Genomic DNA, 12,211 nt, shown 5'->3' with positions numbered 1-12,211 from the left:
CAGCCCCGCTTACTTCTTGTTCAATGCAGCATTTCCAAGAGAGACAAAACGCTGTTTTTCATACAGACCATCGGCACTATTTAAGCGATTAATCGCATCAAGCAGAGCGCCCAAAACAAGCGCTTTATCATCACCAAAACCAGCTTTAAGGACTAAGCCGCCAAGCTCGATTTTATGGCGTGTATCTGCCTTGCGTTCTGCTTCATTCATTCGTGCTATGTCCAGTTGTAAACGTGCTATGAGTTGTTGTGTTTTGCGGAGTGTTGACGGCTTCATTTTTTTGCTGAAATCGCGCAGCCAATTCCTTAAACGCGTCTAAAAGGTCACTGTCCTTAATATCAAGTTCAGTTAGACCCGCACGGATAGCCAAACGGCCTACGCGTTCCGCTTCCGCTTTCTCGATTTTTTCAATCTCAGCCTTTGCAGCTTCTAGCTTTGCAAGGGCTTCCGATTTCTTTTGATTTAATGGTTTACGTGCCATAATTATTTTTCCTTTTTGGTGTTACTCGTTTTGAGCGTTTTTGCAGTCTATCAAATATTTGACAATGATTGCAATCGTGGGGGATAATCCCGACGAAGAATGAGAAGGGCGCACTTAGGAGTTGTCTTCGACAACTCACGTACGGCAAGGGGAAACCCCTGCACCCCAGCCACCCTACGGGATGGCTTAAAAGCACACCAAAAGGAGAAGCATTTAAATTGGCTATCTATCATTGCAGCGTTAAAGCCATATCACGAAGCACGGGCAGAAGTGCCACGGCTTCGGCTGCTTATCGCTCAGGCCAATTGATTGTCGATAATCGCACGGGTGAAGTGTTCGACTATACGAAAAAAGGCGGTGTTGTTTCATCTACTATCGTTCTGCCTGATGGTGCGCCAGAGTGGGCAAATGATCGCAATAATGTTTGGAACGCAGCAGAGGCAGCAGAGAAACGAAAGGACGCTTGTGTAGCCCGTGAGTACGTTATCGCTTTGCCTCATGAGCTATCAAAAGAACAACAAAAAGCCTTAGCCTTGGACTTTGCAAAAGAGCTAGTTAATCGGCACGGTGTTATTGCTGATGTGTGTATCCATAAAGGCGGTAAAGAAGGCGACGAAAGAAACGATCACGCCCACATTTTGACAAGTACAAGGGTAATGACAAATGAAGGCTTTACGAACAAAGCAGAGATAGAGAAAGCAGGGCGAAAAAGACGCTTAGATTTAATCGACACAAGGCAGCTATGGGAAGAAAGGTGCAATGAGCATTTAGAACGTGCTGGCCTCGATATTCGTGTCGATCATAGAAGCCATAAAGACCTTGGCATAATGTTAGAACCGTCTAAGCATTTGGGCGTTAGTGCATCGGCTATGCAGCGCAAAGGAATGGATGCAGACCGAGTAAACGAGCATGACGAAACCCGTGCGAATAATATTCAAAAAATCATAGATAAGCCCGAAATAATTTTAACGAAAATGACCGCATCAAAAGCGGTTTTTACCCTTCGGGATGTCACCAAAGAATTAAAGCAATTCATTGACGATAAAGAGCAGCTACAGAGTGTTTTAAGCCGCCTTGAGCAATCCCCTGAATTAGTGCAACTTGCGCCAGCACATGAGAAGAACGGGCGCAAAATAGCGGCAAAATATTCGACCCGTGCAATGATCGAAATTGAGCGCGGTTTAATTGGTACAGCGCAAGCACTTGCAGACATTAAAACGCATGGTGTTTCTGACAGTCGCATGGCTGCAATCATGCAGAAATATGACACGCTTTCAGATGAACAAAGCGCAGCAATTCAGCACGTAACAAAGGCGGGGCAACTTGCCGTTATTATTGGTGACGCTGGAACAGGTAAGTCGTTCGGTATGCGTGTTGCTGCCGAGGCATGGGAAGCAGAAGGCTACCGCGTTCGCGGTTGTGCTTTGGCGGGTAAAGCTGCTGATGAATTAGAAGCAGGCAGCGGCATCGAGAGCCGTACAATTCACAGCTTAGAAGCGAGTTGGAAAAACGGAAAAGATCAGTTAACCAGCAATGACATTTTAGTCATTGACGAGGCGGGAATGGTTGGAAGCCGTCAGCTTTCCCGTGTGCTTGATGCAGCAAAAGCCGCAGGCGCAAAAGTGGTTATGCTGGGTGATGATAAACAACTTTCAGCGATTGAAGCAGGCGCAGGCTTTAGAGGTATAACGGAACGCGTCGGAGCTGCCGAAATTACGCAGATTAGACGACAGACTGAACAATGGGCAAAAGATGCAAGCGCAGAGTTTGCGCGGGGTGATCTTGGCAAGGCTATGGACGCTTATAACGAGCGCGGCCATATCCGCATTAAAGACACCTTAGACAATGCCAAGCAAGCCCTTGCTAGTGATTACCTTGCCGACCGTGAAAAAGGCGGTTCTAGCATCATCCTTGCTTATCGTAATGCTGATGTTATCGACCTCAATAATGCAGTACGTGAGGCACGAAAACAGGCGGGAGAATTACACCAAGAAACTGAGTTTATGACGGAGCGAGGCGCACGTAGTTTTGCGGCTGGTGATCGTATTGTCATGCTCGAAAACAATCGAGATATAGGCGTTAAAAACGGTTCTCTTGGTACAGTTGAAGCCGCAGAAAATGGGCAACTCACCGTTAAAATGGATAACGGGGAAACCATCGAATTTAATGCAGATCAGTATGCAAATATTGACCACGGCTATGCGGTTACAGTTCATAAATCCCAAGGTGTGACCGTAGATCGTGCATACTTGCTTGCTACAACAGGCATGAGCCGCGAACTGTCCTATGTTGGTATGACCCGACATAAAGAACAAGCGACCATGTACGCGGGCGCTGATGACTTTATTAAAACAGGTAGCTTGGTTGCTCATGGCGTAGCCCCTTATGAGCATGACAAAGGCAACCACGACAGCTATTTTGTGACGTTGGAAAATGCCAAAGGCGAACAGCATACAGTCTGGGGCGTTGATCTAAAACGAGCAATTGAGGCGGCAGGCTCGCAGATTGGTGACAAGATCGGCCTTGAGCATGTAGGTGCTGAAAACGTCCAGTTACCTAGTGGAGAAATTGCACAACGCAACTCATGGAAAGTTAGCACAGGCATTGAGCTTGCCTATGACAAACTTGTCGAACGTCTATCACAGAAAAAAGCCAATGAATCGACGCTAGATTATCTCGAAGCGACTGCCAATTATGCAGAACGTCGAGAGTTTAACGGCTTTAAAGTCGTAGGCAATTTGGTTGAGCGTGGCATCGTTAAGTTTAACGAAATAACGGACAGCATTAAACAAGCTGTAGGCCGTGCGATTGGTCATTCTGAGCCACGCATCGAGCCGCAGGCACAGCAAGCGCCAGCCGTTGCAGAAACACCAAAAGAAAAGACCAAAACAGCGCCTTGGCAAAAAACTTATAGTGCAGCCGATTTAATCGGAGAACCAGCAGAACCGAAGCCAGCGCCAGTACAAGCACAAGCGCCAGCCGTTGCAGATCGTCCACCAGTGCAACCGTTAGACGTACAGGCGAAGGCAATGCAGCATTATCGTGATAGCCATGCCGCAGCCGTTAAAGCAGGCGATCAGGCAGAAATCGTTATTACAGCTGCAAAATTGGAACGAGCTGAGCAACTTAGTAAAGAGGGTAAAACCATTACCCACCATACCCAAGACATTGAGGCGGTAGGAAGTGCAGCATTTACAAAATGGGCAGACAGAGAAAGAGCAAAAGCCAATCTTGAGCGCTCAAGAAATAGAGAAAATACGGAGCCAAGCCGAGATCTACTTGCGGCATTTAGAAAGCGTGTAGAGCTTGCACAAAGCAAAGGCGATCAGGTTGTAACTCGAATTGAAGAACGATGCCTAGAATTGGCAGCCGAGGCCGTAGAGCGCGGAGAAAATCCAGTACATAGATACGCCAAAATTAATGCACAGGCGCAAGCTGATGTGATGGCAGGCTGGCAGAAAGGGCAAGCAAAAGTTGCCACTGGAGAACGTCAGCAAGAACAGCCAAAAACCGAGGCAGAAATCAAACGACAAAAAGCGCGTGAAAATCTTGAACGTGCAAAAGCCCGTAACCGCGGAGATCGTGGACACGGATATTAAGCTAAGGAGTAAATACCATGAATGACAAAACCTATGACCAAGACAACCAGCCGCAAGGCTTTGAAAATACCAGTTTTGGCGAAGTAAAACCCGCAGAGCAGGTTTTTAAAAGCGCAGGGGCGAAAGTAACGAGAGCCACCAAGGAAACCGTAACATTTAACATTGAACGAGCCGCAGGCAGTCGCCAAACAGCCGCGCAAAAAGTCACAGAAATGAAAGGAAAAATAGAGGCTCAATCGCAAGAGGAAAAAAGAGCACAAGCCCGTGAAAATGTGCAGAAAATGAGAGAGCGTCACGCTAGAGAGCGCGATAATGAGCGAGGCCGTTAATGTATGGCTAAACTGATGAAATGCCGACATTGTGGGCGTGGCGGGCTGCATGTTACAGCGCGTCGCTGCCCCCGTTGTGCAGGCAAAGAGCCGTGTAGCCGGCCTTTAGAAATCGTTATTGTAATCATTGTTTTAATCTGTGCCTTGCTCATGGCTTGGCGTTTTTGGCCGTACTAAGGTACAGGCCAAAAAAAGCCGCTATATAGCGGCATTTTTTAGTTTAGAACTTTCACCAGCTCGTCAATTTTCCCCCGTACACGTACTAACTCACGTTTCCCGCTTGGGTACTCTTTAATGAGTAGATCGGCTGGCGTGTCGTCCTCACTGTAATAGATTGGAAAGCCAGCAGCTAAGTGCATTTGAGCCGCTGCGCCATCATCTGCGGATACTAAATCCGTTAAAATTCGCTCGTTCACGTCCATTAGTAAGCCTTACTTGTCTGTTTATTGACTGTGCCACGTTTAAAGCATTTCTCTGCAAATTCTTCCCGATGAAATGAGTTTACATTGTTGATAAACGCAGGCTTGCAATTTTCGTCGTTCACTTCGGGCATAGAAAAATAGGAATCTATTTTAGGGGTATCAGTTGAGGCTGTGTAATCTGCCACAGTCTGCCCCTGCCCTTCTGCCTGTCCTTTTGGTGTTGCACCAAAGTAAGAGCCACCAAACGCAGCCACAGCCACAACGCCAACCATTACATAATCACGAATATTTTGCATACAATAATCTCCTGTCGTGTGTCGCAAAAATCAGTATCCTATTATACGCGACGCGACTATAATATGCGACTATTTATAACCCCATATTTACGGGATTTTGTAACAGTCAGGAAAGCGTCGCAAATCTTAGGACTTATGCGACAAGGGGAATTTATGAGAGATGAAGGCGACAAAGGGACTTTAGACCTAATGACAGGCGGCTTAATGATTGGCTATGCGCGTGTCAGTACGGACGATCAAGACCTCACCAACCAACGCACAGAGCTGCAAGGCGCAGGCTGTACGCGAATATTTGCAGAGAAACGCAGCGGAGCGCACGCAGCACGGCCAGAACTTGAAAGGATGCTAGACCATCTACGAGCTGGCGACACGGTGACAGTGACGCGTTTAGATCGGTTAGCACGCAATACAAGCGACTTGCTCAACATAGCCGCCCAGCTTGACGAGAAAGGCGCAGGCTTGCGCTCACTGGCCGAACCTTGGGCAGATACCACCTCACCCGCTGGACGCATGATTTTGACGATTTTTGCAGGCATAGCAGAGTTCGAGCGCAGCTTGATTGTTGAGCGTACACGGAACGGCAGAGAAGCCGCCAAAGCGCGAGGGGTGAAGTTTGGCCGTACAGGTAGGCTTACAGATCAGCAGTTAGAACGTGCTGAAAAGCTATTAAAAGACCACAGCGCCCAAGAAGTTGCAGCGTTGTTAAAAGTCCACAAATCGACGTTGTATCGAGCTTTAGCGCGAAAAAAAGCGCAACAGTAAGCACATACAAGTAAAAGAAAAAGCCTCAAAGTGTTTACACTTTGAGGCTTTCGCTTTATATTTGTTGTCACACAGTTATTTGATGTACGACCATCGAATAACGAAGTATCGTAGAGCTACCAACTCGTATGATATTCACCGTTAGGCTTGTGACAGGCTTTAATTTTAACGCAATTAGCCAAAACATCAAGTCTTATACTGAAATTCCTTCGTTATTCCCTACATACATCGAAACAGCTTCTTAAAGCTGGGCTTCGCCGCCCTACTGTGTCCGTTTACGGTTGGCGCATGGTGTGGGTGGTAGGAATAAGCGTCACTAGCGCATCATGGCAAAGAGCTGTTACTAGCGGAACTCTACGAAGCAGCAACGCGATGAGTAGTTTAAGACTGGCTTTAAGTCGTACATTGGGGCAACCCTTGCGGAGATAAGCAGCTTAGGCGGTTTGGGAGCGTGTAGAGGCGGTGTGTGAACCGTAATCCCAGCCTATAGGGGAAAGCACAATTACCCCTTGCAGATGACGACCGACGCGTGGCTCCGAAGCCAAGGCAACAGTTTTCACGGCAATCACTAGGAGCAATGACCAATTTTTTTTGGCACGGCTCTTAGGGTGAGTATTGCCGAAACTCTCTCAACGTCCACCAAAGCCAAAGCGCGAAGCGCGACGCTTTGGGATCAAGTTGAGAAGTTGAGCGCCTTATGATTTTGCAATATCCATGCCAATACTGGTTTAAATCTAATAGAGATTTATTCTAAAAAATCATAATTATTAAGATTCAAAATTAGAAAAACACCAAAAAGAAAAACATTGAAAAACAAATATTTCTAAGTGCTTTCCCCCCTCAAATATTCCGTAATCTGCAAAGTTAAATTAACTAAAAAAACACCTATTGAGTTTATGTGTAAATGAGTATAAACTCATAACATCAAATGAGCCATTCAAAGGTAAGTCATGAAAATTATTGCAGTTTTAAATCAAAAGGGTGGAGCTGGTAAAACCACTATAGCTACGCATCTTGCACGAGAATTGCAGTTGCAAGGCTATGACGTTTTGCTTGTCGATTCAGACCCTCAAGGCAGTGCAAGAGATTGGGCGGCAGTACGTGAAGATCAGCCGCTTACTGTTGTTGGGATTGACCGCCCAACCATTGAACGAGACATTAAAAATTTAGCCAAAAAAGATTTTGTAATTATTGACGGTGCGCCACAAGCAGCAGACTTGGCAGTGTCTGCAATCAAGGCGGCTGATTTTATTTTAATACCTGTGCAGCCTAGCCCTTACGATATTTGGGCGACTGCCGATCTAGTCAATTTAGTTAAACAGCGCATCGAAATTACAGACGGAAAATTACAGGCTGCATTTGTCGTGTCACGTTCCATCAAAGGCACAAACATCGGCAAAGAGATCGACGAAGCCCTCAGAGGTTACGAACTGCCTGTTTTACATTCACGGATTACACAGCGCGTTATCTATCCAACGACAGCCGTTAGCGGAACGACCGTACATGACAGCGAACCGAACGGAGACGCAGCCAAAGAAGTGCAAGAACTCGCAAATGAGTTAAAAACTCTTTTGAGTGTTTGAGTATAGGAGTATATGAGTATGAAATTAAGCGCAGGCAGACCCTCAGCAAATCCAACAACCAAAGCCAAAACGCTGGCTAGTTTGAGCGACACAAAATCAACTAAGCGTATTAATTTTGATGTGGACGCAGACCAGCATAGAAAACTAAAAATCTATGCAGCCAACAACGACACCAACATAAAAGACCTATTATCAGATTACATTGAAAAGCTCACATCAACCATTGAGTAAGTGAGTTAATGAGTTAATGAGTAAAAAATCATAAGGATTTAAGGCACGGTGACAGATCAGCCGAAGACAAAGGGTTTAAAGGGGCGCAAGGCTGCACTTGACCCTTTGCGCCATGAACAGCCTGATTTATTTGTGGCTGATATTCTCGACGTAATGCCCAAGGGGGATGCCGCCAGTATGGAGCATCCCGTTTTTGCTCTTAGAGCTGGCGACAAGCAAATCAGAAAGTACGAACACAACGACAATACGTTGGAAGTTATCCCGTCTGTTTTGGGATTGGCGACCATGCACGACAAAGACGTTTTGCTTTACTGCATCGGCCAAGTGGTCGAAGCAATCAACCAAGGGCGCACACCATCCCGCACAGTACGCGTAACCGCATACGATCTTTTGCAAGTGACAAACCGAGGCCAAGGAAAGAGCGACTATGAGCGCCTGAAAGCCGCCTTGTCACGTTTGCGCGGTACAACCCTTAGAACGAACATTGTCACAGCAGGCAGACGAATAGACGATATTTTCGGCCTGATTGATGATGCTCAGATCGTCCGTGAAGAAAAAGGGAAAATGCAGCATATCGACATTACCCTGTCAGAATGGACATACAATTCAGCGATAGCCCTAGAAGTCCTCACCTATAACCGTGATTATTTCCGCTTGCGTGGCGGCTTAGATCGTCGCCTTTATGAGCTGGCAAGGAAGCACACGGGCACACAATCCCGCTGGGTAATTGGCCTTGAACTTTTGCAGAAAAAGGCAGGGGCAGGGGGAGCACTTAAAAATTTCAGACAAGACATTAAACAGCTTTCGCATAGCGACCACTTGCCCGATTATCGCGTCCATTTTGACGCAGACACCGACATGGTGAGCTTTTACCATCGAGGCGAAGAAGGACACCGCAAGCAACTTGCAGACCTCATAAAGAGCGTAACCAAACCAAAACCCAAAAAGGCGAAATAGGAAAAACCCAGCATACACGGGCATCCAGCTACCAAAACGTAAAATTGTAATTGTGATTTTACAGAAGCACGAAAGCACGAAAGCACTATTTTCGCCTTGTTTTGGTGTCGGCCATCCAGCTACCAGCCAAAGCGTCAAAATATGCGCGGTTGTCTGTGGATTGGCACGGGCATCCAGCTACCAAAACGACCATTAGACACGGGCATCCAGCTACCCCCTTACACGGGCATCCAGCTACCGACCCCAAAAATAACAAAATAAATTCAATAGGTTATAAGGCACATTTTCGGCATAACGCGCGCGCGCGCGTTTTAACCTTATTTTCTTTAACCGTAGCAGCCTGTGGAAAACCTCAACCCATACAAGCGATCTAGTCAATAAATGGGTAGGGTAGGGGGAAGGCTTAGAGGTAGAGTGTCGCTAGGAGCGCGTCACAGGCTCACAGGGAGCGTTTAGCTTCTAAGTAAGGGAAATCACCCTAAGCGGCTTCTATGGCGCTCTACGGGCTTCTGTGTGGCTTTCTTGCAGGCAAAAAAATGGCCGACCAACTGGCTTAAACTCCACGACAGGAAATCATAAGCCCAGCCAGTCAGCCGACCGCAATTAAGTGTATCAGGTGCGATTTTTTAAGTCACGTTCCCGCTTTTTGTTTGCTCGTTTTCTAGCTAAACGAGCAAACACAATCGCAATCATGTCAAAAATCCAGTCCCAAATTTTGGCATAGAACGCAACCAAGACCACAACCACAGATAGAAGAACAGTCACACCAAAAATCAGGAACATGCCCATAATTTACTCCTTACCCTTTTTCATACGGGTTAGGGTCATAAGAGCCATCATAAGCAGCATCTTCGTGATAGGTAATTCTATCGAGCAAATAGGGTGCTTCACCTTTACCCGAAATCATCACAATGACCTTATCAGAAGGAAGTTTTGAGACTTCTTCGGGGGTCATTAAATCACGGGCAGTAAACTGCTGTGATAGACCATCGCCAGAACTTGAATTGACATTCATGCCGCCCATTGATGTGCCTGAATTTTGGCTAGACGTTGAATATTCAACCGTAGTTTTGCCAAGTGTATCACTGACATATTTTGCAGTGTCATAGTCACCAACACCAAAGTATTGCGTAGCACCACAGTTTGATATGAATGTGTTCCAAGCACTACCGTAATTGTCTTTAAGTTGACTAATATCTTGGAAAATAAACCAAAATCTAGCGTCATAAGAACGGATGATAGAAAGTGCTTTTTCTATCGTTTTCATTCGGCCAAGTTGAGCAAATTCATCAAATAAGAACAAAACTTTATGTTCAGGCTTATCTGTTACAGATGTAATGCCATCCAATGCTAAACCAAATGCAGTACGTAAAAAGCTTTTGTTTATTTCAAGTAGGTTAGGCGGCATGACAAGGTAAACTGTCATTTTTTCACGTTTAAGCTGACGTAAATTAAAATCAGAGTGAGCCAGTGTATCTGTGATGCGTGGATCGTCAAGAAACGCAGTGTGACGACGTAAAGTTGATAGAATTGACCCTTGTTCTTTTTCAGGTGTTGCCATTAAGGAGTTAGCAGCACGGATAGCCATATTATGCCCAGCTTCATTAAGCTGCATATCAATTAAAAGGTTATCCCATTCCTCTGGGGTTGTTTCAGAAACAAGTCGTCGAACTTCTCGCATGTTGCGTTTTTCTATAGGGAATGAAGCGACATGCACCAAAAGACCACGTAAGAATGATTTAGCAGATTCATTAAAATGGTCGGATGAATCCGAACTATTACCCTCAGCAACGACAATCATATCCGCTATTAAAGAGGATTGATTAACAACGTCAGGGCTGTTTATGTCGATGTAATCAAGCCAATTGAAGCTACAAACATTTGCCTCTATTCCAAGACCTTTGAGGACATTGTACGGGTCAATTGCATAAATTTTATGCCCTAAAACATCACGACGATAACGGGCAGTAATGGCATAGTTTTCCCCTTTAGGGTCTAGCACAATTGTTGAGCCTGGATATTCAAGCAAAGTAGGCGTAACAAGCCCCACGCCCTTACCTGAACCCGTAGGCGCAATAGTCATAACATGCCCCATGTAACGCAAGCGGGTGTCTACGTCGTACTTTTCAGGGATTTTGTCAGTGACACGACCTAGCGCAAAACCGAAGCTGTCTTTAAACACGCGACCAGTCATCAACATGCGCCCATTATCAACGGCTGTGACACCATTTGACCATTGAGCCGAGCCGTGCAAACCATCGGCCGCCACTGTGTTATTGGTGACTTTATTTGCCTTGCCTTTTAGGAACGAAAGCGCAGGCAAACGCAAATTAGGAAACAGTCTTTTTGAAAGTCTAACGCACGGAACAAATCCGAAGATAATTGCACACCAACTAACCCAGCTTGGCCAGTCTTTAATTATTGGCGTAATCAGACCACCAAAGGCTACATATACCGCATAAAATGGCAATAAAGTAATCATGATATGCGGGAAAAGCCCTACTAGATTTTGTCGGTGCTTGTTTGAAATAAACGGCAAGCGGAACAATATCATGCAGATAATAGCCCACATCACGGCATTACCTAGCCAGCCCCAAATAGCTGTTTTTAGTCGTTCGCCAGTGCTGGTAAAATTCCCGACAATTGTACTGTTTTCGGCTATTTTCTTTGTTTTCTCTGCGGTGCGCATTTCTTTTTGATTAGCGACAGCATTATAAGCGTTAAGCTGCGAAATTTTCCCTAAAATATTGTGCGGCAGAATTTCAAAAATGTTAGACGATGCAAACTGCTGTATCTTCTGTTTTTCCTCGTCCGTACCGTCTTTGTATTGCGACGCTAGAGCCGTATAAATGGCGCTAGGGGTATCATCTACATGCAGACCTAAACGCTTCAATTCCCGCGCTTGTGATTGCTGAATAGCTGGGAATGGGTTACATGGTTGATAACGCCATCTAACAGCCTCACCGTAGTTGTTTTGGCACTGCTCAAGCCCTTTACCAGCTAGGGCATATTCGCCCCGCGCTAAATAGCCTTCCATCATTTCAAGCGCATTAAAAACGCTTGTTTGATTGCCACTATCAAGCATTGCTTTGATACTGTTTACAGTGTCATTATTTAACTTTTCTTGAGCGTTAAAATCGTCCTCAGCAATGACTTGTAAAATCGGTTTTTCAATTTGAACAATTCTTGTTATTGCGTCTTCAACTTTGGCGCAATCTTTGCCTAGAAAATACTGATCGGCTGCGGCATAGTCAGCTTCTAATATTCTATATTTTTCATATAGCTTGTGTCGTGAATCCAAATTATCAGGTGTTGGATTTGCGAGGATTGTAGCGTCTTCAAATTTGCACGTCCTTTCTGCCATGCCTTGAGCATTTGCGCCTGTTGCACATAGAGCCACAAGCGACGCTAATAGAAGTTTATTCATAAGTTGTTTTCCTGTCGTGATGGGGTGAACAGCCCCGCTTACTTCTTGTTCAATGCAGCATTTCCAAGAGAGACAAAACGCTGTTTTTCATACAGACCATCGGCACTATTTAAGCGATTAATCG

At 45.6% G+C, this 12,211-nt stretch carries 11 protein-coding genes; 6 read left to right on the top strand and 5 right to left on the bottom strand.

Annotation, left to right across the window (positions count from 1 at the left end):
- Positions 1–9: 9 nt before the first annotated feature.
- Both F960_RS00075 and F960_RS21675 read right to left on the bottom strand, forming a co-directional pair.
- The gene (locus F960_RS00075; protein ID WP_004845057.1) at positions 10–210 is read right to left on the bottom strand and encodes a conjugal transfer protein TraD; all 201 of its coding nucleotides are present in this window, start codon (positions 208–210) and stop codon (positions 10–12) included.
- Positions 203–481, bottom strand: a complete 279-nt coding sequence (locus F960_RS21675; RefSeq protein WP_004845055.1) for a TraC family protein — start codon at positions 479–481, stop codon at positions 203–205. Before F960_RS21675 ends, F960_RS00075 begins: the two co-directional genes overlap by 8 nt.
- A 218-nt stretch (positions 482–699) precedes the next feature.
- On the opposite strand from F960_RS21675, the gene traA reads away from it, so the two are divergent.
- Together traA and F960_RS00060 are read left to right on the top strand one after the other, a co-directional pair.
- Positions 700–4,080, top strand: coding sequence for a Ti-type conjugative transfer relaxase TraA (gene traA, locus F960_RS00065; RefSeq protein ID WP_004845052.1), 3,381 nt, complete (start codon positions 700–702; stop codon positions 4,078–4,080).
- 17 nt (positions 4,081–4,097) lie between these two features.
- On the top strand, positions 4,098–4,409 hold the full coding sequence (locus F960_RS00060; protein WP_004845049.1) for a hypothetical protein: 312 nt from the start codon (positions 4,098–4,100) through the stop codon (positions 4,407–4,409).
- Positions 4,410–4,830: 421 nt separating this feature from the next.
- Here F960_RS00060 and trbK read toward each other — a convergent pair whose 3' ends face one another.
- Positions 4,831–5,127: an entry exclusion lipoprotein TrbK gene (gene trbK / locus F960_RS22865; protein WP_004845044.1), complete on the bottom strand. Its 297-nt coding sequence runs from the start codon at positions 5,125–5,127 to the stop codon at positions 4,831–4,833.
- A 153-nt stretch (positions 5,128–5,280) separates the two neighbouring features.
- Here trbK and F960_RS00045 point away from each other — a divergent pair, with 153 nt between their 5' ends.
- The 4 genes from F960_RS00045 (at position 5,281) to F960_RS00030 (ending at position 8,660) form a co-directional block, all read left to right on the top strand.
- Positions 5,281–5,889 (top strand): recombinase family protein, encoded by a 609-nt coding sequence (locus F960_RS00045; RefSeq protein ID WP_004845042.1) that lies wholly within the window; start codon positions 5,281–5,283, stop codon positions 5,887–5,889.
- A gap of 950 nt (positions 5,890–6,839) precedes the next feature.
- Entirely contained in the window at positions 6,840–7,472 is a 633-nt protein-coding gene (parA, locus tag F960_RS00040; protein ID WP_004845040.1) for a ParA family partition ATPase, read from the top strand.
- A gap of 18 nt (positions 7,473–7,490) precedes the next feature.
- Positions 7,491–7,703: a hypothetical protein gene (locus F960_RS00035; protein ID WP_004845038.1), complete on the top strand. Its 213-nt coding sequence runs from the start codon at positions 7,491–7,493 to the stop codon at positions 7,701–7,703.
- A 48-nt stretch (positions 7,704–7,751) separates the two neighbouring features.
- The gene (locus F960_RS00030; protein ID WP_004845037.1) at positions 7,752–8,660 is read left to right on the top strand and encodes a replication initiator protein A; all 909 of its coding nucleotides are present in this window, start codon (positions 7,752–7,754) and stop codon (positions 8,658–8,660) included.
- A 612-nt stretch (positions 8,661–9,272) separates the two neighbouring features.
- On the opposite strand, the gene F960_RS22135 is transcribed toward F960_RS00030, so the two are convergent.
- Entirely contained in the window at positions 9,273–9,449 is a 177-nt protein-coding gene (locus F960_RS22135; protein ID WP_004845035.1) for a hypothetical protein, read from the bottom strand.
- Positions 9,450–9,459: 10 nt separating this feature from the next.
- A complete protein-coding gene (locus tag F960_RS22775; protein ID WP_004845033.1) occupies positions 9,460–12,087 on the bottom strand; it encodes a type IV secretory system conjugative DNA transfer family protein in 2,628 nt (875 codons plus the stop codon).
- Positions 12,088–12,211: the final 124 nt, after the last annotated feature.

The organism is Acinetobacter gerneri DSM 14967 = CIP 107464 = MTCC 9824 (assembly GCF_000368565.1).
In the GTDB taxonomy this organism is placed as follows: Bacteria; Pseudomonadota; Gammaproteobacteria; order Pseudomonadales; family Moraxellaceae; genus Acinetobacter; species Acinetobacter gerneri.
This window is presented reverse-complemented; position numbering and strand designations above follow the sequence as displayed.